At 70.6% G+C, this 20941-nt stretch carries 18 protein-coding genes and 1 pseudogene; 6 read left to right on the top strand and 13 right to left on the bottom strand.

The features are described from left to right. The first annotated feature begins 11 nt into the window (after nucleotides 1-11). Together ACIRU3_RS25190 and ACIRU3_RS25195 are read left to right on the top strand one after the other, a co-directional pair. Entirely contained in the window at nucleotides 12-752 is a 741-nt protein-coding gene (locus ACIRU3_RS25190) for an aquaporin (RefSeq protein ID WP_404060209.1), read from the top strand. A gap of 32 nt (nucleotides 753-784) precedes the next feature. Then, complete coding sequence (locus ACIRU3_RS25195) at nucleotides 785-2254, top strand: aldehyde dehydrogenase family protein (RefSeq protein ID WP_404060212.1); 1470 nt, start codon at nucleotides 785-787, stop codon at nucleotides 2252-2254. 113 nt (nucleotides 2255-2367) lie between these two features. Here the strand turns inward: ACIRU3_RS25195 and ACIRU3_RS25200 are convergent, their stop codons facing one another. Next, nucleotides 2368-3354, bottom strand: coding sequence for an MBL fold metallo-hydrolase (locus ACIRU3_RS25200; protein ID WP_404060214.1), 987 nt, complete (start codon nucleotides 3352-3354; stop codon nucleotides 2368-2370). A gap of 265 nt (nucleotides 3355-3619) precedes the next feature. Here ACIRU3_RS25200 and ACIRU3_RS25205 point away from each other — a divergent pair, with 265 nt between their 5' ends. Further along, the gene (locus tag ACIRU3_RS25205) at nucleotides 3620-3997 is read left to right on the top strand and encodes a winged helix-turn-helix transcriptional regulator (RefSeq protein ID WP_404060216.1); all 378 of its coding nucleotides are present in this window, start codon (nucleotides 3620-3622) and stop codon (nucleotides 3995-3997) included. A gap of 21 nt (nucleotides 3998-4018) precedes the next feature. Here the strand turns inward: ACIRU3_RS25205 and ACIRU3_RS25210 are convergent, their stop codons facing one another. From ACIRU3_RS25210 to ACIRU3_RS25260, 11 genes and pseudogenes are all read right to left on the bottom strand, one after another. Then, nucleotides 4019-6691 (bottom strand): SpoIIE family protein phosphatase, encoded by a 2673-nt coding sequence (locus ACIRU3_RS25210; RefSeq protein WP_404060218.1) that lies wholly within the window; start codon nucleotides 6689-6691, stop codon nucleotides 4019-4021. Nucleotides 6692-6892: 201 nt separating this feature from the next. After that, the gene (locus ACIRU3_RS25215; RefSeq protein ID WP_404060220.1) at nucleotides 6893-7552 is read right to left on the bottom strand and encodes a DUF5825 family protein; all 660 of its coding nucleotides are present in this window, start codon (nucleotides 7550-7552) and stop codon (nucleotides 6893-6895) included. Nucleotides 7553-7600: 48 nt separating this feature from the next. After that, nucleotides 7601-9559, bottom strand: coding sequence for a RiPP maturation radical SAM C-methyltransferase (locus ACIRU3_RS25220; RefSeq protein ID WP_404060222.1), 1959 nt, complete (start codon nucleotides 9557-9559; stop codon nucleotides 7601-7603). 92 nt (nucleotides 9560-9651) lie between these two features. Next, the gene (locus ACIRU3_RS25225) at nucleotides 9652-9777 is read right to left on the bottom strand and encodes a hypothetical protein (protein WP_257785090.1); all 126 of its coding nucleotides are present in this window, start codon (nucleotides 9775-9777) and stop codon (nucleotides 9652-9654) included. Nucleotides 9778-9834: 57 nt separating this feature from the next. Continuing rightward, nucleotides 9835-11634 (bottom strand): S9 family peptidase, encoded by a 1800-nt coding sequence (locus ACIRU3_RS25230; RefSeq protein WP_404060226.1) that lies wholly within the window; start codon nucleotides 11632-11634, stop codon nucleotides 9835-9837. Continuing rightward, complete coding sequence (locus tag ACIRU3_RS25235; protein WP_404060228.1) at nucleotides 11631-13016, bottom strand: MFS transporter; 1386 nt, start codon at nucleotides 13014-13016, stop codon at nucleotides 11631-11633. The genes ACIRU3_RS25230 and ACIRU3_RS25235 overlap by 4 nt, the downstream gene beginning before the upstream one ends. 708 nt (nucleotides 13017-13724) lie before the next feature. Continuing rightward, the gene (locus ACIRU3_RS25240) at nucleotides 13725-14237 is read right to left on the bottom strand and encodes a hypothetical protein (RefSeq protein WP_404060230.1); all 513 of its coding nucleotides are present in this window, start codon (nucleotides 14235-14237) and stop codon (nucleotides 13725-13727) included. 85 nt (nucleotides 14238-14322) lie between these two features. Next, the gene (locus ACIRU3_RS25245; protein WP_404060232.1) at nucleotides 14323-16020 is read right to left on the bottom strand and encodes a DUF885 domain-containing protein; all 1698 of its coding nucleotides are present in this window, start codon (nucleotides 16018-16020) and stop codon (nucleotides 14323-14325) included. 149 nt (nucleotides 16021-16169) lie between these two features. Continuing rightward, a complete protein-coding gene (locus ACIRU3_RS25250) occupies nucleotides 16170-16625 on the bottom strand; it encodes an MFS transporter (protein WP_404060235.1) in 456 nt (151 codons plus the stop codon). Then, nucleotides 16579-17139: an MFS transporter gene (locus tag ACIRU3_RS25255; protein WP_404060237.1), complete on the bottom strand. Its 561-nt coding sequence runs from the start codon at nucleotides 17137-17139 to the stop codon at nucleotides 16579-16581. The genes ACIRU3_RS25250 and ACIRU3_RS25255 overlap by 47 nt, the downstream gene beginning before the upstream one ends. Nucleotides 17140-17236: 97 nt before the next feature. After that, nucleotides 17237-17503 (bottom strand): annotated as a pseudogene (locus ACIRU3_RS25260) (MFS transporter); the annotation flags it as partial. A 390-nt stretch (nucleotides 17504-17893) separates the two neighbouring features. Between ACIRU3_RS25260 and ACIRU3_RS25265 the strand changes: the two are divergent. Further along, the gene (locus tag ACIRU3_RS25265; RefSeq protein WP_404060239.1) at nucleotides 17894-18292 is read left to right on the top strand and encodes a VOC family protein; all 399 of its coding nucleotides are present in this window, start codon (nucleotides 17894-17896) and stop codon (nucleotides 18290-18292) included. A gap of 184 nt (nucleotides 18293-18476) precedes the next feature. Here the strand turns inward: ACIRU3_RS25265 and ACIRU3_RS25270 are convergent, their stop codons facing one another. Then, on the bottom strand, nucleotides 18477-18908 hold the full coding sequence (locus ACIRU3_RS25270) for a MarR family winged helix-turn-helix transcriptional regulator (RefSeq protein WP_404060241.1): 432 nt from the start codon (nucleotides 18906-18908) through the stop codon (nucleotides 18477-18479). A 62-nt stretch (nucleotides 18909-18970) separates the two neighbouring features. Between ACIRU3_RS25270 and ACIRU3_RS25275 the strand changes: the two genes are divergently transcribed. After that, nucleotides 18971-19732, top strand: coding sequence for an alpha/beta fold hydrolase (locus tag ACIRU3_RS25275; RefSeq protein WP_404060244.1), 762 nt, complete (start codon nucleotides 18971-18973; stop codon nucleotides 19730-19732). Nucleotides 19733-20131: 399 nt separating this feature from the next. Continuing rightward, entirely contained in the window at nucleotides 20132-20911 is a 780-nt protein-coding gene (locus ACIRU3_RS25280; RefSeq protein WP_404060246.1) for a DUF427 domain-containing protein, read from the top strand. The last annotated feature ends 30 nt before the right edge of the window (nucleotides 20912-20941 follow it).

Genomic DNA, 20941 nt, shown 5'->3' on the forward strand with positions numbered 1-20941 from the left:
CGAGGACAGCCATGAGTTCTTCCGCCCCGAGCCGTGCGGACCTCGCCCGCCACAGCGGCTACGAATTCCTGTCGACGACCGCGCTCATGTTCGGCGTGGTCAGCCTGGTGCGGCTGCTCGCCCTGCCGGACTCGCCCCTGGCCATCAGCGACCCCCATCTCATGCTCGGCACGGCCGGCGCCGTCGTGGCGCTGCTGCTCGCCGCGCTCATGTACGCCCCGACCGGCCGAGCCTCGGGCGGTCACTTCAACCCCGGTGTGACCGTCTTCCTGTGGGCCGACGGCCTGTTTCCCGGCCGCGCCGTCCTGCCCTACGTCGCGGCGCAGTTGGCCGGGTCGGTCGGCGGCCCCGCCCTGGCCCGCCTGGTGTGGGGCGACCCCGTCACACGCATGCACTACGCCCTGGTGGCGCCCGCCCCCGGGACCGGCACGACCGCGCTTTTCCTGATCGAGACCGCGGCACTGATCGCCGTGCTCGCAGCCGTCGCCGTGGTGATGGCCCGCCCCCGGTGGCACATCCTGATCCCCGCGGTGATCGCCGTCGGAGTGGGCCTGGTCATCGCCACGCTCGGCACGGTCACCGGCGCCAACATCAATCCGGCCCGTGCCTTCGGTCCGGCGCTGCTCTCCGGCGAGTACGCGCATTTGTGGACCTACCTGCTCTCACCCCTCGTCGCCGGTCTCCTCGCGGGCCTGGTCCACCGCGCCCTGCGGGCCGCCAAACCGGCCGCCGCCCGTCCGGCCACCACTTGACCGCCCCGTCCACCTCACCCCTGGAGCAGCTCATGCCCACCACCCGCGGTCTGATCATCAACGGCGCCGAGGTGCCCGCCTCCTCCGCCCGTACGACCCCCGACACCAACCCCTGGACGGGTGGCGTCCACACGGAGGTCGCCGCCGGCACCGTCCAGGACGTACGCCGCGCGGTGGACGCCGCCGACGCGGCCTTCGAGCGCTGGGCCGCGACCAAGCCCGCCACTCGCAGGCGGATCCTTCTCAGGGCGGCCGAGGTGATGGCCGGACGCACCGACGACATCGTGCGGATCATGGCAGCGGAAGTGGGCGCCACCGCCCCCTGGGCCGCCTTCAACGCCCGCCTCGGCGCCGACATCCTGCTGGAAGCGGCGGCGGCCGTCAGCCGACCCACCGGACAGCTGCTGGCCACCGACGCCGATGGAGTGATCTCCGCCCAAGTGCGCGTTCCCAAGGGCGTCGTCGCCGCCATCTCACCGTGGAACGCGCCGGTCATCCTCGGCGTCCGCGCGGTCGCGCTGGCGCTCGCCGTCGGCAACACCGTCGTGATGAAGCCCAGCGAGGACGCGCCCGTCGCGTGCGGTCTGCTCATCGCCGACGTCCTGCACGAGGCCGGGCTGCCTGCAGGGGTGCTCAACGTCATCACCAACGACCGTGCGGACGCCGCCGAAGTGGTCTCCGCCCTCATCGCCGACGAACGCGTAAGGATGGTCAACTTCACCGGTTCCACCGAGGTGGGACGTGCCATCGGAGTGCAGGCCGCGCAGCACCTCAAGCCCGCGATCCTCGAACTCGGCGGCAAGAACGCCCTCGTGGTCCTCGAGGACGCGGATCTCGAATACGCAGTCGACGCGGCCGTCTTCGGTTCCTTCATGAACTCCGGCCAGATCTGTATGTGCCTCGACCGCCTCATCGTCCACCGCTCCCTGGCCGCTGCGTTCACCGCGAAGCTGGCCGCCCGGGCGGCCGAGCTGAACTGCGGCGATCCGTCCGACTCCACCGTCGCCGTCGGTCCGGTCGTCAACTCCCGGGCCGCACAGCGCATCCTGGCACTGGTCGAGGACGCGGTCGCCAAGGGCGCGACCCTCGCGGCGGGTACCGGAAGGCCCGAGGGGCCGGACACCCTGATCCGCCCGGTGGTCCTCACCGGGGTCACCAAGGCCATGAAGATCTATTACGACGAGACGTTCGGTCCCGTCACCGTCGTACACGTCGTCGACAGCGCGGACGAAGCCGTGGCCCTGGCCAATGACACTCCCTACGGGCTGACTGCCGGCGTCATCACCGAGGATCTGGCCGCGGGTCTCGACGTGGCCTCACGTCTGCGCACCGGAATCGTCCACATCAACGACCAGTCCATCGCCGACGAACCCCAAGCCCCCTTCGGCGGCGTGAAGGACTCCGGCTACGGCCGCTTCGGCGGCCAGGCCGGTGTCGAGGCGTTCACCGACACCCGCTGGGTCACCGCCCAGGCCCGCGGCCACGCGCACTTCCCGATCTGAGTGACTTCCGGGGCCGCCGACGCGGCGGCCACCGGCGGACGTCGACGGCAGCAGCCGGGGCGCTGTGGTGCGCCCCGGCTGCTGCGAACGGACCGGCGATCGGATCAAGCGGTCTACGGGAAATTGATGGTGGCGTCGGTGGAGATGGACACTACGACAGAACCCGCGGTGTCGGCGGTGAAGGTGTCGACCGCCGCGATCCGAGAGCCCCAGCGCTTGACGAGTTCGGCCTGTGTGGCCTTGGCGACGCGGTCGATCCAGACCTTCTGGGCGGCCCAGGCGTTCGCCGATTCGACCTCCGAGGCGGCCTCGGTGAAGGAGATCGCTCCCATGTTCTTCTTCGTGGTGTTCCAGAAGTCGACGAAGAAGGCCCGCGACTGCGCGACATCGGCTCGCGTGCCGGTGCGGTAGACATGGCCGCCGACGTACGTGTCGAAGTCGAGTTCGAGAATGGCGTCGTGGGCCAGGAGAATACCGGGCAGGTAGTCCGCGTTTCCCCAGCCGCGATAAGGGGCCCAGCCCGGCATGACGACGTCGGTCATGACGGCGAGCCGCTGGCGGGGGAAGTAGGTGAGGATGTTCCCGGCCTCATGGTTCGCGCCCGGGTAGATCACCTGGATCTCCTCGCCTCCGATGTGCAGGGTGTTGTGCTTCCCGTGCAGGATCCGCTGGGGCATCGGGCGCGCGGGGTCCTTGTGCAGGGCGAGAATGGTGGCGCAGTCGACGTGGGCGATACGGACGGCATCCGGGAAATCGGTCACCGCGCCCACGTGATCCAGATGGGAATGGCTGTAGATGAAGTGAGTCACCGGCTTGTCGGTGACGGAGGCGATCGCCTCCTTGAGCTTTCCACGGGAAGCGGGCGGTGCGTCGACGAGCACGACACCTTCGCGGGTCACGACGAAGACGGACTGCACAAAGCCGGTGATGACGACGTAGCCGTTCTTTCCGGCGCGCTGCAGCCGGTAGCCCTTTCCGTTGTCGGGCAGCGGCTTGGCGTCCGCAGGCAGCGGCAGGAAACCCGGGGCGTCGGCGGCGGATCCGGCATTCGCTCCTGCGGTGTTCTGCGGCTGGTTCGCCGCGCCGACCGTATCGGCCATGGCACCGCCCGAACTGAAAGCGAGAGCCCCGGCACCGACGACCGCGGCTGCGCTGCCACCGCGGATTATGGAACGACGATTGATCATGGCTGTCCTCTTTTTCCGATGAGGGGGTCATTGGGCCGGCCGAGATCAACGCTACGAGTTACTTGAAGTTTCATCAAGTTAATCGGGTAAGTAACTTTACTGTCACCAGGTCACTTCCAAGTCACTTGGAGTCAATTGAGTGACCGTCATGGATCATCGACGGGAATGGGTTGTTGGAATGAGCAGTGCATCTGGGCGTGAGAACGAGCCCTACGGCATCGGTACCCCGACGCGAGAGGCGGTCGAGCGGTTGGCCGGCCGGTGGACCGTGCTCATCACGCACGTACTCGAAAGCGGCCCCACCAGGTTCAACGACTTGAAGAACCGGCTCGGGGTGAGTGGGCAGGTGCTGGCCAGAGCACTCCGCGACCTCGAGCGGGACGGGCTCGTCGCCCGCCGGGTCTACCCCGAGGTGCCGGTCCGCGTGGAGTACGAACTCACGGCACTGGGCGGGACCATGTGCCCGGTCGTGCAGGAGATACGGCGGTGGGCGGAACGGATGGCTCCGGCGATCGTCGAGGCGCGGGCAGGGTACGACAGGAGTCGGCCGGGTTGACCGAGACTGCCTGACCGGTCGTCACGGCCGCGCGGGGAGCTGTTGTTCGGTCCAGATGACCTTTCCTTCGGACGTGTACCGAGTGCCCCACCGGTCGGCGAACTGGGCCACCAGGAAGAGTCCGCGGCCACCCTCGTCCATGGTGGCGGCCCTGCGCAGGTGCGGGGACACGCTGCTGCCGTCGGACACTTCGCAGATGAGGCTGCGGTCGCGGATCAGGCGCACACAGATGGGGCCGGTCGCGTACCGGATGGCGTTGGTGACCAGCTCGCTGAGAATCAGTTCCAGAGTGAACGCCTCCTCGTCCATGCCCCAGTCGTGCAGCAGCCTGCCGGCACACGCCCGTACACCGGCGACGGCCGAGGGGTCGGACGGCACGTCCCAGGACGCGGTGCGGTCGCCGTCGAGCAGCCGGGTACGAGCGACCAGCAGAGCCACATCGTCGCGCGGTGCCGCCGGCGCCGGCAGCAAGGCCTCCATCACGGCACGGCACATCCCCTCCGGAGTCTGTCCGGAGTGCGCGACGGCGCGGCGCAACCTCTCGATCCCCTCGTCGATGTCACGCTCTCGGTCCTCTATCAGGCCGTCGGTGTACAGCACGATGCTGCTGTTCTCGGGCAGCCGTATCTCGGCCTTCTCATAAGGCAGTCCGCCCAGCCCCAGCGGAGGACCGGCCGGTACGCCGGCCGGCTCCGCATGCCCGTCCGGGTACACGACGAGAGGGTCCAGGTGGCCGGCTCTGGCCATGGTGCACAGCCCGGAGACCGGGTCGTAGATCGCGTACGCACAGGTGGCACCCGTGATGGTCGGGGTCTCGCTGCTGCCGTCCACGTCCTGGTCGATGCGGCTGACCAGCTCGTCCAGGCACCACAGCAGCTCGTCGGGCGGCAGGTCCAGCGTGGAGAAGTTGTGGACCGCGGTGCGCAGTTGCCCCATGGTGGCGGCAGCGTGCAGACCATGGCCCACCACGTCGCCCACCACGATGGCCACGCGGGCTCCCGGCAGCGGTATGACGTCGAACCAGTCACCGCCGACACCACCGAGCCCCGCCTCCGCCGGCAGATAGCGGTGGGCCACGTCGACCGCGCTCTGGTCGGGGAGCGCGTGGGGCAGCAGACTGCGCTGCAGCGCGACCGCCATCGTGTGCTCCCGGGTGAAACGACGGGCGTTGTCGATACTCACCGCGGCGCGGGCCACGACCTCCTCCGCCACCGCGAGATCTTCCTGAGTGAAGGGCGTGGGCTCCTTCGAGCGCCAGAAGGTCGCCACGCCGAGACTCACCCCGCGCGCCCGCAGCGGCGCAGCGATCATGGAATGGATGCCGTACGCGACCAGTCTCCGCGCTCGGTCGGGGGCTTGCGTCTGCCAGCCGGAGAAGGCCGCCATCTCGGCCTCCAGCACCAGCTGTCCGGAACCGAAGCCGGATCCCTGCGGTGTGGTGGGGTCAAAACGGATCAGCTCACCGGCCGGATACAGCGGTGTGCCCTCCCGGATGCCGTGCAGGGCGACACGACGCAGTTCCGCCACGCTCTGCAGGTTCGCTTCGTCACCACGCAGTACGGCGTCGGCCAGGTCGACGGTGACGTAGTCGGCGAACCTGGGCACGGCGAACTCGGCCAGTTCCTCAGCCGTGCGGGTCACATCAAGCGTGGTGCCGATGCGTATTCCGGCGTCGTACAGCAGCTTGAGCCGTTCCTGTACGACCTCCACGCGACCCATCAGCGCGCTGAGTTCCGTCGTGTCACGCAGCGTGGCGACCGAGCCGCCCGGTCCCGGCTGCTGCGCCATGGGGCGTTGGCTGATGGCCAGCAGCCGGTCGCCGACCTTGATCACCTGGTCCGTGGTCGCCCTCCCGGACAGGAGAAGCTCCTTCGCCCTCGGCTCGAGCTCAAGACTTACGACAGGCCGGCCCTCTGCTGCGGTGCCGAGCTGGAGCAGGCGGCGTGCCTCGTCATTGACCAGGAGCAGACGGCTCTGGGCGTCGATGATGAGAACGCCCTCCTTCACCGTGTGCAGAACGGCGTCGTGGTGCTCGTACATACGCGTCATCTGCGCCGGTCCGAGACCGTGTGTCTGACGGCGCAGGCGCCGGCTGATCAGTGCGGTTCCCCCGGTGGCGGCCGAGAGCACCAGCCCGGTCGCCACCAGGACGAGCGGTACCTGCCGATCGGCTGCCACACTCACCCGATCCACCCTGATGCCCGCCGAGACAAGCCCGATGACCTTTCCGCCGGGGTCGGTGACGGGGACGACGGTCCGTACCGAGCGACCCAGCGTCCCCGCCGTCGTCTCGGTGACGATTCCGCCGCGCTGGGCCGCCGCGATGTCACCGATGTAGTGCCGGCCGATCTGTGTGGGGTTCGGATGGGTGTAGCGGATGCCGTCGGGGCTCATCACCACGACGAAGTCCACACCGGAGCGTCTGCGGGTCTCCTCGGCCTGCCCCTGCAGCGCGGCGCGGGGGTTCGGTCCGGCCAGCCCCTGCCGCACCGCGGGCGACGAGGCGACGGCCGACGCCACGGCCAGCGAGCGGTTGCGGGCCTCGCGCTCGGCGTCGGCCCGGGACTGCAGCAGCAGGGCAGCGACCGCCGCCGCCACAAGGACCAGGATGACGAAAACCTGCAGGATGAAGACCTGGCCCGCGACCGTGCGCAGCCCGTGCCAGGACCGCAGACCCCTGGGCAGCCGATCCATAACCCCATATAACCTCGGCCCGATCGCACCATCACCCCGAAGGCGTACTTCACCTCGGTCCACTGACGCCGCGCGCCTGCACGCACACGCGCAGCGAACGGTGGTGATCGGAAGGCACCTGCGTCGTGATCACGCCCGCCACCGCATGGTCCTCCGCTGCTTCCGGCTCTTCCTGCTCAGGGGGTCCGGGCCGGACACCGCCTAGACAGCCATGGCTTCCTGGAGCCAGCGGGAGACGCGGTAGGGCAGCCACCAGGCCAGTTCGTCCGCGCGCAGGACGAGGTGCTCGGTGGTGAGTTCCTCCAGGATGTCGGCGGGGATGTCCGCGGCCTGGGCGCCCCGGTCGAGTCGCGCGATGGCCTCCGGGTAGCGGGCGTCGTCGGCGGTGAAGCGGCGCAGATCGCCCCAGCGTCGGTCGCGGATCTGCAGGAAGCCCGGCCCGCGACGCCAGACCAGTTTGCAGAGGTAGTGACGGGTTCGCCAGGCGTGCAGGGCGGTGTCCGCGTCGGCGAGGCCGGCCAGCGTGCGCGGCGGGTGCAGGTGGGACAGCACCTTCCACAGATGGTCGGCCTGGTCCGGGGGCAGGCGCAGATCCCAGTCGACCTGGACGGCGCGTGCCGTCAGGTCGCGGATCAGACAGAGCCGGTCGATCGCCGCCCGGGCGGCGGCCTGTCCGGGCGTGGCGAGGTCCACGGGGGTGTCCAGTTCGGCGCGTCGCGCGCCCATGGCCCACAGCCGCTCGGCGTCGCCGGGATCCGCGCTGAGCGGGACGCGGCCCAGGGACATGCCCGGCAGCGTGCGGGCCTGTGTGTCGTGATCGCGCCAGGCCTGGACGGCCGGGCTGGGTGCGCTGGGTGGCATGGTCGGTCCTTGTCGGTGGCCGGAGTCGGGGCGGCGGTTCGGGCGGGGTCAGGGCAGTGCGGGAGCCGGCTCGGCCCGGCCCGCCGGCACGGGCTCCCCGGCCGGTTCGGCCGTGGGGCGGGCGTGTATGTGGCTCATGTAGTCGAGGCGCAGGAGGTCCTGGTTGACGGAGGCGGGCGCGATGTGGACGTAGTGGCCCGCGTCGGTGAAGGTCACTCCCGCCGCCGTCCATCGGTCCAGCAGGGCCTGCACGTCCTCGGGGGTGCGGTCGGCGAAGTCGGGGACGGCGGCGGCCTTGCGGTGCAGGGCGGCAGGCGAGTGCGGCTGGTCCAGAAGACGGAAGACGGCGACGGCGAACGGGTCGGTCAGGCGCATGGTCTGCCAGTCGAAGGAGTGCCGCCGGCTGACCAGGACGATCTCGTCCCCCAGGTCGGTGTGGGTGAGCCTGGCGTCGGTGTGGTGCTTCTTCCAGGCGGCGATGCCGTCGTTCAGCCGGGTCACCGTCTCCTTGCCGATGCCGCGCTCGGGCGCCTGGAAGACGTAGGCGAGGTCGTGCAGTTCCCGCTCGGGCAGGTCGTAGGTGAACAGGTAGTGCTCCTCCGGCCGGAGTCCGGTGAAGCCCAGTTCCGGCTGCTTGAAGTAGGGACTGAAGCGCTCGATGGCGATCCGGGCGGACAGGTCGACCGGCGGGTTGAGGTGCTCCAGCGCCGGCAGCTGACCGATCACGGGGTCGTAGTCCTCAGCGGTCTCACCGGGGAAGCCGTGCAGGTAGTTCCAGGACACGGAGAGTCCCGTCTCGGCCGCGTCCCGGAGCATGCGCACGTTCTGGCAGCCGCTGACTCCCTTGTCCATGAGGTCGAGCACCCGGCTGTTGAGGCTCTCGATGCCCGGCTGCACGTAGATGAGTCCGGCGTCGGCGAGGACCTGCAGCTGCGGGCGGCGCATGTTCGCCTTGATCTCGATGTGCATGCGCAGGTCATAGCCGCTGTCGATGATCCGGGGCAGCACGGTGGACAGGTACCGCATGTCGAGGATGTTGTCGACGACGTACATGTCGAGGACCTTGTGGCGCTCCGCCAGGTCCATGATCTCCTGGTAGAAGGTGTCGGGACTCTTGCTGCGGAACTGCATGAACGATCCGTTCAGACCGCAGAACGTGCAGTGGTGCTTCTCGCCCCACCAGCAGCCGCGGGCCCCCTCGACCACCAGTTTCGGCTCCACCCAGTTGCGCGCCACGGACCCGGCGAGGCGTTCGAAGTAGCCACTGTAGTCCGGGGGCAGGATCGCCGCCGGGGGCAGTGGGCCGGTGGGCATCGGGTTGGCGGTGGAAGAGGTGCCGTCGGCGCGGTGGCACAGCCCCGGGATGCCGGTGAACGCGGTGCCCTCCGAACCGTCCCGCAGCGCCGAGAGCAGGCGCGGGAAGGCGTCCTCCCCCTCACCGCGCACCACGAAGTCGACGAACGGGAAGTTGCGGTGGAGGGCCGCCCCCTGTTCGGCGTCGCAGTTGGCACCTCCCATGACCGTCACGATGTGCGGGGCGAGTCGCTTGATGTGCCGGGCCGCGGCCAGGGCGGCGGTGTTCTGCTGGAAGGTGGACGTCAGCCCCACGACGTCGGGCGCGAGGTCGGCCACCCGCTGTGCGATCTCTTCCACGAACTCCGGCACGACCTCGTGCAGTCGGCGTGTCAGGCGCATACGTGCGGAGCGGAGCTTGCCGGTCATCACCTCGGTGAACTCGGCGTCCTTCCAGGCCGGATCGTCGTACAGGGCACTGGAGAAGACCCAGTCGCCGCAGCCGAGGAAGTAGGACGACAGGGCGTAGTACTCGTAGTCCTCCGCCGAGAACTCGGTGCGCCGGGTGATCCAGTCGGTGAACTCCAGGTTGGCGTGCAGCACCTCGCACGTCGCGCCCGGGACGCGCTCGTCGACGCTGCGTTTGAGGATGCCCAGGGCCAGGGAGGGCAGGTCGATGGGCGACCAGGGCATATTGAGCAGGAGAACGCGCACGGTCGGCTCCTTGAGGGACGGCGTGAGGTGACGGGCGGGAGGAACGGGGGCCCGGCCGGCCCGCGTGCTCAGCGGACCGGCCGGGCTGTTGTTCACTCCTCGTCGTCGCCGCCCTCGTCGGCGTTGCGGAACGGGATGGTGATGGTGATGCCGATGCCCGGCTTGCGGTTCTCCTCGTCGCCCGCGAGCGGGTCGTTGTGGATGATGTCCTTCTGCACGGTGTTCCTCCTTCTGTGAGTGGGGTGGTGCTGTGCACACCCGGTCCCGCTGTTGCCTCAGCGGGACCGGGGTCCTCCCGCAGGTGCCGGGGGACGATCGGGGGCGCGGGGCGCCGGGTCGGGCAGTCGGGCACGCAGGAAGCCGAGGGACCTGCGCAGGACGGCGACATGCGTCGCGCCGTCGTAGCCGTCGTGACCGGTGTCGAGCCACATGGCCTCGTGCGGTACGTCCGCGGCGGCCAGCGCGGCGAGGTAGGAACGGATCTGTCCGGGTGGGCATTTGGCGTCGTGGGTCGCGCCGACGACCAGCAGCGGTGCGGCGACCGACGCCGCGTAGGTGAGGGGCGAGCTGCTGGCGTAACGTTCCGGCACCTCGTCCGGAGTGCCGCCGAACAGCCGGATGTCAAGGCCGCGCAGTGCCGGGGTGGTGGCGCGGTGGGCGGCGACCCAGTCGGCGACCGGTTTGACGGCGATGCCGGCCTGCCAGAGCCCGGGGCGGGAGCCGAGAGCGAGCAGTACCAGATAGGCGCCCCAGGACACCCCCCACAGGGCGGCCGCGTCAGCGGCGATCAGATCCCGGGAGACGAGGTCGGCACGGACCGCGGCCAGGTCCGCCACCTGGGTGTGGCCGACCCCGGCGGGGAACGCGCGCCGCCAGTGCGGCCCGTAGCCAGTGGAACCGCGGTAGTTGACGCGGACGACCGCGTAGCCGGAGGCCACCAGCGAGTGCACGGTGGCGTCGTAGGCGTCGCGGTCGTGGTCGGCCGGTCCGCCGTGGATCAGGAAGACGGCGGGCGGCGGCGCGCTGCCCGCCGGCTCCGGAAGGCTGAGCAGGGTGTGCACACGTCCCGCATCCGAGGGCGTCCACAGGTCGGTGTGCCGGCCGGGTACGACGGTCGAGGGCCCTCGCGGCGGCAGGGTGGTGCCGTCCCCGTCCACGGCGTGCGGGACGGGCGGGTGCGCGGTGTCGGTCCACAGACAGTCGACCGCTCCGCCGCTTCGGGGCGCGGCGTCCAGCAGGCTGCCGGGCGGCGTGGGCACGATCTTCCGCCGCCGGGTGTCGAGGTTCACCCGGTGCAGCAGGGAGCGCCCGTGACGGTCCTGACGCACCAGCACCTCCCGGGTGCCCGGGTACCAGCGGGCGTTGATCTCCGTGTCGAAGGTGCACCAGTGGTGGGTGTTCAGCCCCTCCTGCGGAGTCCAGGTGGCCGGGACGTAGCAGTCCCCGAGGTCCTGCACCAGCAGCAGCTCGCGGTGCCCGGCCCGGGGCGAGAACCCCTGGCACCACAGCCCGGTGCCGGGCCGGCCGGGGCCGGGCAGGGTGGCGACGGCGCGGCCGTCCCGCGTGACGACCGTGACCGCGGCCGTGTCGTCGGCCGACGACGCCAGGGCGATCAGAGTGCCGTCCGGAGCGATCCCGCCCAGTCGGCACGGCCCGGAGGTGCGCAGCACCTCGCGCGGGGCCCGGCCGCGACGGCCCATCAGCACCACGGTCTGCCGCCCTTGGGCGACAGCCGCGGAGACCGCCCCGTCCGCGGTCACGGCCAGTCCGCGCGGCTGCCCGGCAGGCGCACCGGGCAGACCAGGCAGTCGAGGACCGCCGTCGAAGTGCTGAAACCACCAGCGGCCGCTCTCCGCCGCGTCCTCCTCGAACCACCACACGTAGCCGCCGGCGTCGATCGCCCGATGAACCGTGCCGCCGGAGCTGTCGGTGACCTGCCGGGCACGGCGGGCCTCGGCGTCCCAGGCGAAGATCTCACAACGGCCGCCGGAGTCCGCGGTGAACACCATGCGGCGCGGATCCGCCGGGCACACGTCGGGGAGCGCGGCGACGAACACCTGGTAGGGACTGGTCATGGCCGGCCCCCTGGGGGCGACCCGGCCGGGCTGCTGTGTTCGTGGCCGTCCGCAGCTACGGCCGGCCGCAGCGCGGTGCGGGCCGTGCGCTGCGTGTGCAGGGCCAGCAGGGTCAGGACAGCGCCGCAGGCCAGGGCAGGAGCCCGGGGGCCGCCCCAGGTCACCAGGGCGGCCGCGGCGGCGGGTGCCCCCGCGGCCGTCACGGCGGTGGCGGACCCGAGTACTGCCCCGGTCCGGGACTGCAGTTCCTCAGGTACCGCGAGGACGGCCGCCCCGCCCAGGACGACGGTGACCACCGGCAGCACCAGGCACAACGCGGAGAAGCACAGCCCCCACAGCCACGGACCGCCGGCCACCGACAGCGCGGCACACGGCAGGAGGAGCAGCCAGGTGACCGCCGTCAGCGACCGAGAGGCGCCGAGCCGTCCGACCACCCGCGCCGCCACCAGCGAACCGATCAGGCCCGCCGCCCCGGAAGCCGCGAGCACCCCTCCGGTGGCGGCGCCGCCCGAGCCTGCGCCCAGAACGAACACCGCGGTGTAGAAGAGCAGGGCCAGCATTCCGCTTGCCACGGACGACCACAGCAACACCAGCCGTAGCACGGGGGAGTGGACGACCGTGGCGAGGCCGGCCCACAGGCCACGGGCGCCCGAGGACGCCTGCCGCAGGGTACGAGCCCGTCCGGCGGGGACGTCGGACGGAGAGGAGACGGGAACGACGGGCGAGTCCAGAGGCGTACGGATGGCCCGCACGCCGACGGCCGCCACCGCGTAGGAGACCGCGTCGACGGCGAACGGCAGGAATCGGCTCAACCCGAACAGCATGCCGCCCAGCGCCGGTCCCACCACCAACGCCGTCTGATCGCCCGCCTGGACGCCGGCGACGGCGCGCGGCACGTCGTCGGCGGCCGCCAGCCGGTACAGCGCACCGCGCGCCGCCGCCTCGTACGCCGTCGCGCACAGGCGCTCGGTGAAGGCCAGGCCCAGCAGGACCCACAGGGGCGGCTGCCGGAGGCAGGACACGGCCAGCCCGGCCATCGCCAGGGCTGCCAGCGCCGCCGCGCCGGTCATGAGGCGCCGGCGGTGCCCGCGGTCGGCCGGTACGGCGACGAGTGGTCCCAGAAGCACACCGGCGAGGGCCGCGGTGCTGGCGAACACGCCCGCGGTTCCCGGGCCGTGGCCCAGGTCCAGGAGCAGGAGCGGGAAGACCAGCCCCGAGGCCTGGCTGCCGAGTCCGTCGACGGCGTTGACGCACCACAGGACGGCGACGTCACGCCGGCTGCCCGCCCGGGACCCGACAGCCTGTGGCACGCGAGCGGCGACGGGCTCGGACGACTCGCCGTCCGCGCGCTGCGCCGATCGAGACGCGTCGACGTCCCCCACCCCCCTGGATGTGCTGACGGTCCCTCTGTGGGAGGTCACCGGTGTGTGCGTACGGCAGCGAGTGACGAACCGAAGATTCGGTCGCCATGTGTGGAAAATGTGTACGAGGTGCGAAAGCGAGCCGGAGCCTAATCACCCCGGCAGTACCGGAACAAGAGGCCTGGAGTTCCTCAACGCCCGCTCGGCGCCCGCGATTTGGCTGACAGTCGACTGGCCGGACGCGGGAGCCGAGGCGACTGTCCGACATCTCGGCCGACCCGCGCCTGGGCCCCGAGAGGCCGTCCCGCTGCTTCGCGATCGTGTACCTGGGAGGTGGCAGCGGCTCCACCCGCGGCCCCTCGGTCACGGACCGCACCGGCGAAGGCCGTACGCCGCCACCGGGCCGGACGGACAGCCACGGCTCTCCTGGGTTCCGGTGTCCTCACGAGCGTTGCGCCGCGAAAGGGAGGCGTTCCCTGCCCGGGGCACATGCCCCGGTGTCCGCCTCCGTCGCACGACCGATCCGTGTACGCCCTCGTTCGGTGACGGCCCGCGCGGGCGCGTCACATTGGCTGACAACGCCCCCCATCAGAATCCAAACAGCAATCAAGCATTCCGCCAGGGTTACGGCCTTCCGGCGCCCCGACGAGGTTGCGCGGGCCCGGTCGGGGGGCCAAGGGTCCTCACTCACCTTTTCGACAGGGGGTGAGTCAGGAGCCCCGCCCGGGCTCACAGCTTGCCGAAGACCACGCCACGCCAGGTCCAGCCCGACTGGACCACCGCGTCCCGGAGGGGGTTGCGCAGCCCCGAGCCGTCGAAGCGGAACGTCTCCGTCGCTTCGAGGCGGCCGCTGTCCCCACGTCCGATGGTCCACTCGCGGGTGATGCTCCTCTCCGGTCCGCGCGAGTACGAGGACGAAATCCTCAGCCTCGGCGGATTCCCGACCCGGGTGACCTCCCACTGCTCCTCGAGGGCGCGCACCTCGTGGTCCTTCCGGACCAGCCGCATCCGGATCCGGACGGTGTGAGTGAGCCGGGACTCGACGAAGATGGTCTGCCAGGAGGGCTCGGCGATCCGCCACTCCGCCACCAGGTCGGCCTGATCCCCGGCGCCGTGGCGGACGACGTACGGAACGTCCGGCCCGTTGAGGCCGAGCAGGGCGGACCGCACCTCCTCGGCCGAGGCTGGAGCAACCCCCTCCGAGGGGTGCCGGGTTCCGGTCAGTCTGTCGAAGAGTCCCATCAAGTCAACCTACGAGAGATCGACCGGCCGGTCCAAACGCCGGTCTGGACCGGGTGCACACCGGGACCGGCTCCCTCCCCGGCTCTTACAGCGACGCGAGGTTGTCGGCCAGGTCGGCGAGGCCGAGAGAGCCCTGGGTCAGGGCGTTCATGTGCCAGGTCCGCAGGTCGAAGCCGGTACCGAGGCGGCGACGGGAGGCATCGCGACCCTGAAGCCAGGCGCGCTCTCCCAGCTTGTAGCCGATGGCCTGGCCGGGCCAGCCGAGGTAACGGTCGATCTCGCTGGTACGGCGGACGGTGTCACTGCCGTGGTGGGCGGCCATGAACGCGGTGGCGAGGTCCGGGGTCCAGCGCTCGCCGGGACGGAATCCGGAGTCGACGGGGATGGTGAACTCCAGGTGCATGCCGATGTCGATGATCACGCGGATGATCCGGAGCATCTGCTTGTCCAGATAGCCGAGGCGGCGCGCGGGGTCGGTGAGGAAGCCCAGCTCGTCCATCAGGCGCTCGGCGTACAGGGCCCAGCCTTCCTTGTTGGCGCTGACCGCACCGAGGGTGATCTGGTAGCTGCTGAGGCGGTCCGCGGCAGTGGTCCATCGGGCGGTCTGCAGGTGGTGCCCGGGTACGCCCTCGTGATACCAGGTGCTGACGATCTCCCAGGTGGGGAAGGTCTGTTGGCCCAAGGTGGGCAGGTAGGTGCGTCCGGGCCGGCTGAAGTCGAGGCTGGGTCCGTTGTAGTAGGGAGCACCCGAGCTGCCCGGGGGCGCGATCCTCGTCTCGACCCGGCGGATCGGGCCGGAGATGTCGAAGTGGATGCCGTCGAGGGCGTCGATCGCCTCGTCCATGATGTCCTGGAGCCAGGCGCGGATGTTCTCCTCGCCCACGACGGTGTGGCCGTGCCGGTTCAGATGGTCCATGGTCTCCCGGACGGTGGCGCCCGGGAGGATCCGGCCGGCCTCGGCCTGCATCTCGGCGACCGTACGGTGGAATTCCTCCCAGGCCCAGGCGTAGGCCTCGGCCGGGTCCAGGCCGGTGCCGTTGGCCCAGCGGGCCGAGCGCAGGTAGCGCTCGCGGCCGACGGCGTCCGGGGTGCCGTCCGCGGCGGGCAGATAGGTGTCGCGCAACCAGTCGCGGAAGGCGGCCACCGCGGTCGTCGCCCGGTCGGCGGCGGCTTCCAGCTCGGGCCCGAGCCGATCCGGGCCGGCAGCCACGAACTCGGCGAACCAGCTCGCGCCGTCGGACTCCTGGCCGGTCCAGGCGGCCAGCTGCCCGATGACGGCCCGGGCCTGGCGGGGCGCGCACAGCAGCTTGCTTGCGATGCCCTCGGTCAGCGTCGCCCGGTAGCCGTCCAGCGCGCCGGGCAGGTTGCGCAGCCGCCCGGCGACGGCCGCCCAGTTCTCCTCGGTGTCGGTGGGCATCAGGGTGAAGATGCTCCGCACCTTGTGCAGGGGCGAGCCGACGTTGCGCAGCTCGCGAAAGTGGTCCCCCGCCTCGTGAAGGGTGAGTTGGGAGGTCAGCCGTTCCCGCAGCAGCCGGGCGCAGTTCCGCTCGGCGTCCTCCAGCACCAGGCCATGCTTCTCCACGTCCCGCTCGGTGGCGTCGAGAGCGGAGAGTGTCCGCCGGGCCAGCTCGGCGAGCGCCTCGAAGCCCTCCGGCGAGAGATCCGGCTGCCGGTCGTCCTCGGGGTGCAGACCGAGTCGGGTCGAGGTCATGGGGTCGAGGGCGGTGACCTGCGCGACGTGGTCGTCGGCGATCCGGCGCGGGGTGCTCGGCTTCTCGGACATGTTCGCCATGCTGACGTACCGTCGCCGACCGTGTCAGCAGCCCGCGGTCGCCTTTCGGCCGCGTGGGATCGGGTGCCCGCACGATGTCACCGTCGCCGGACGACCAGGGCACGGACGGCAAGCGGCCGAGATCATGTGCGGGACGGCTCTCAGGCGGTGTGGGTCTCCGCCGTGGACGACCTGCCGTGGGACCTGGGTGGCACGCACAGCCAGGCGAGGACCGCCGCGGTCAGATAGGCCAGTGCGCCGATGGTCATGCTGGTGCGAAGTCCGGCATTGTAGTCCGTCGCGGTGGCGAGCAGGGTGCCGCCCAGGGCGACCCCGGTCGCGCTGCCGATCTGGCGGGTGGTGTTGAACACCGCCGAAGCGGTTCCCGAGTAGGCCGAAGGCGCGGAGCCCATGACGGTCGTGGTGGTGCCGGTCAGGGCGAAGGAGGTGCCGAACCCCGCGGCCATCATCGGGAGCACGAGCAGGGGATAGGCGGGGGCGGATCCGGCCGCGGCCCAGCCCGCAAGTCCCAGGGCGGCGAGGAGCATGCCGCTGACCACCAGCGGGCGGTCACCCGTCGTGCGGGCCAGCCGACCGGACAGGACGGAGGCGAACATGGTCATCGCCACCGCGGGGAGCACGCAGCGCCGCCCCTGTGGCCAGTGCGCCGAAGCCGCGTTGGTGCTGGAAGTCCAGGCTGGCGGTGAACACCATGCCGTAGAAGCCGAAGTTGAACAGCAGCCCGATCACCGCCGCGCCGCTGAGTGCGGGCGAGCGCAGCAGGTCCGGCGGGACCGCGGGGGAGCGCGTGAGCCGTTCGCGGACCAGGAACGCCAGGACGGCCAGCGCGGAGAGAATGAGCCCTGCGATCACCGCCCTGTCGGACCAGCCCCGGCGTCCGGCTTCGTTGAGCGCGGCCGTCAGCAGGGCCACGGCGCACACGACGGCGAGCTGCGCCGGCCAGTCCAGGGCTCGGGTGGCAGGCCGGGGCGAGGAAGCCACGTGGCGCAGCGTCAGCAGCAGGCAGGCGGCTCCGATGGGCACATTGATGAGGAAGATCCATCGCCAGCCCACCGTGGAGACCAGCAGCCCGCCCAGCAGCGGCCCGGCCGAGGCCGCGATCCCCGCCATGGAACCCCACAGGCCGAAGGCCCGCGAGCGCGGCCGGTTCCGGATAGGCCTGTTGGAGCAGTGCCAGGGAACCGGGCACGATCAACGCCGCGCCCAGACCCTCCACCAGCCGGGCGGCGGTCAGGAAGGGGGCGCCGGGCGCGAACGCGCACGCCACGGAGGACACGGTGAACACGGCCACACCGGCGCAGAAGATCCGGCGGTTCCCCGCCCGGTCGCCCAACGCCCCCGCGGTGAGCAGGAACCCGGCGAAGACCAGGGTGTACCCGTCGGTGATCCATTGGATCGCGGTCAGTGAGGCCGACAGATCCCGGCCGATCACCGGCACCGCGACGTTGATGACCGTCACATCCAGGATCACCATGAAGTATCCGGCGCACACCGCGAGCAGCGGTACCAACGACCCGACGCCGGCCCGCCGACCAGCCCCGGAACGAGCCCCCGGCTCACCACCGGCCGATTCCGACACTCCGACGCCCCCGCTCCGTCCCGTCCGTGACAATCGACAGCGAACGTCAGATTACGGGCCGTACAGGTATCGCGGTCGGCATTGGCCTGGGGCCCGTCGAGTCGGCCCTCTCTTCAAGCCCCCCTCATCGCGTTGGTACCGGTGGGCCATCGGGTGGACGCCTCGGTGATTGCTCCACCGACCCATGAACCCCTCATGGGCGGCACGTGCGTGCCAGACGTCGAACCGCTGCTCTGCCCTGCGTAAGCTGCCCGCACCGATCATTCATGACGAAAGGATCATCCAGTGACTTCTCGTCTCAACCCGTACATCAGTTTCCCAGGCACCGCAGGACAGGCCATGGAGTTCTACAAGAGCGTCCTCGGTGGCGAACTGGCGGTGCACACCTACGGTGAGTTCGGCGGCGGCACCGGTCAGGACGACGCGATCATGCACGCCATGCTCCAGACGAGCGGCGGCCTCACACTGATGGGTGCCGACAATCCGCCGGGCGCGGAGCACAAGCCGGGGAACAACTTCGCGGTGAGCCTGAGCGGTGACGACGCGGACGAACTCCGCGGCTACTGGGACAAGCTCACTGACGGCGCCACCGTCATCGTTCCCCTGGAGAAGCAGTCCTGGGGTGACGTGTTCGGCATGTGCACCGACCGATTCGGCATCACGTGGATGGTCAACATCGGCTGACCGCAAGGGTCGAGTCCCGCCGCCGGACGTCACGGTCTCCGTCATCCGGCACGGCCAGGTGTGGATCGCCCTGGGGCTGTGGCTCTCGTTGCCCAGGACATGGGGCGGCCGCACCCGCGGCCGTCCCGGGCCGGCCGAGACCATTCGAAGACGTCGTCCGGTGTCCCCCCGACAGGCACCCCTCCTACAGGCTGTCTTCGCCCCCGGACCGGCCCTCGATCTTCCTGAGCAGGCCCAGCAGCGCCTCTCGCTCCCTCTCCGCCAGCCCCTGGAAACACTCCGCGAGCACGGAGTCGGCCACCTCGTGCCCCGCTCTCAGTACCCGCACCCCGTCGGGAGTGAGGTGGTGCTCGATACGCCGGCCGTGGCCCGGGCGCCGGTCCACCAGCCCCTGCGTCACCAGGCGCCCGGCGAGCGTGCCGAACGCCTGCTCGCTCTGGAAGGTCGCCGCCGCCAGCTCCCTCGCGCTCGCGCCCGGCGCACGGCTGATCGCCCGGAGCGCGTCCCACTGGGCGAGCGTGCTGCCGACGGACGCGAGGCGACTGTCGAGTGCCCGGTGCTGCCGGTACTGGGCGGCCTTCACGGCCCTTCCGAGGATCTGCAGTTCAACGGCCATGCGGCCAGACTAGCACCATAACTAAGCTTGCTTATATAAATATGCTTAGTTAGGTTGGCGGCATGACTCAGGAACTGACGCTCACCGAATCCGGCCCGGCTGCCGGTCGCCCCGTTCTCGTCCTGCACGGCGGAGGCGGTCCCCTCACCGTCGCCCCGATCGCCGACCATTTCGCCGCGACGGCCCCCACCCTGCTGCCCACCCACCCGGGCTGGAACGGCACCCCGCGCCCCGACGACTTCACCCGCGTGGCCGACATCGCCGCCGTCTACCTCCGCCTCCTGCGCGACCGACGGCTGTCCGATGTACTGGTCGTGGGCTCCTCGCTGGGCGGCTGGATCGCCGCGGACATGGCCACGGCCGACACGGAGGGCCTGATCAGCGGGCTCGTCCTGATGAACGCGGTCGGCATCGAGGTCGACGGCGAACCGGTCCGCGACTTCTTCGCCCTCGACGCACGGGGCGTGGCCGAGTACGCGTACCACGACTCCGAGCGCTTCTACGTCGACCCGGCGACCGTCCCGGCCGAGCGGCGCGCCACCGTCCAGGCCAACATGGCAGCCCTGCGCCTCTTCTCCGGCGGTCCCGCCATGGCCGACCCCACCCTGCGGTCCCGCCTCGCGGACGTCGCCGTCCAGACCCTCGTCCTGTGGGGCGAGAGCGACCGCATCGCGACCCCGACGTATGGCAAGGAGTACGCCGCGTCCATGGGGAACGCCCGCTTCGAAATGGTGCCGGAGGCAGGCCACTTGCCCCACCTCGAACAGCCGGAACGAACCTTCGCCCTGCTCGACGCCCTTGCCGCGGAGACCGGGCGGCGCTAGGCGGCGTGTTCCGATCATCGGTCGCTCGACCGCAACGCGTCGAAGACTGTCGGTGGATTCCGCATCGACCGCGTGGCGCCTGCGGTGGTCCGGCGTGCCGGACTTCGGCGGCCGACCGCACCGGGGCCGGGCTGTCCATGGCGGGCAGGCCGGCGAAAGACTGACAGGCGCGTCCCGGCCCCGGCACCCACACCGCATTGCCAGGATTCTTACCGACCACCGACCTCAGCCGGTCGGCGGCATCCATGACACCCACCACGCATTAGCGTCGACTATGAGCGCCGGACATCGTCATCGGATGCCCTTGGGCCCCAGCGAGGGCGAGAGTCCGACCGTACGTACGAGAAAGGCCGGGCCGCCACCGCTCGCGCGGTGCCGGGTGAACGAGAGGAAACACCCATGACCGACTACCCGGCGATGATCGCTCCGGTCGATCACGTGGAGCCGGTACCACGCAGAATCCGCGCGGTACTGGGCTCAGAGACCGTCATCGACACCTCCCGCGCGCGGTACGTGTGGGAGTGGAGCTACTACCCGCAGTACTACATCCCCCTCGACGACATCCATCCCGACCTGCTCGTGAGCGAGGGCCGCACCCAGCACAGCGGCCGGGGCACCGTCGAGATGCACGCTCTTCGGCTCGGTGACATCCACCGTCCCCGCGCGGCCAAGGTGCTGCGTGACTCCTCCATCGACGGGCTGACGGGGACCGTCCGCTTCGAGTGGGACTCGCTGGACGCGTGGTACGAGGAGGACGAACAGGTCTTCGTCCATCCCCGCAACCCGTACGTGCGCGTCGACGCACTGCGTTCGACGCGGCCCATCCGCGTCGAGCTCGACGGAGTCGTCCTCGCCGAGGCCCCCTCATCGGTGATGGTCTTCGAGACGGGCCTCCCGACGCGGTACTACCTGGAGCGCGGGCAGATCGACTTCCGGCAGCTGGTCGAGTCCGACACTGTGACTGCCTGTCCGTACAAAGGCGTCACCAGCGGCTACTGGTCCGTCCGCACGGGCGACCAGGTCCGTCCCGACTTGGCCTGGTCCTATGACTTCCCCACGCGGCAGCTGCTGCCGATCGCCGGGCTGGTCGCCTTCTACAACGAAAAGGTCGACACCTTCCTTGATTCGAGGCGTCTGGAGCGTCCCACGACTCACTTCTTCCGTTCGTCGACGGACTGAACGCGGGCCGACGCCGACTGCCGTCGGCGC

It is taken from the genome of Streptomyces sp. NPDC101151 (assembly GCF_044768335.1).
Taxonomy (GTDB): Bacteria; Actinomycetota; Actinomycetes; order Streptomycetales; family Streptomycetaceae; genus Streptomyces.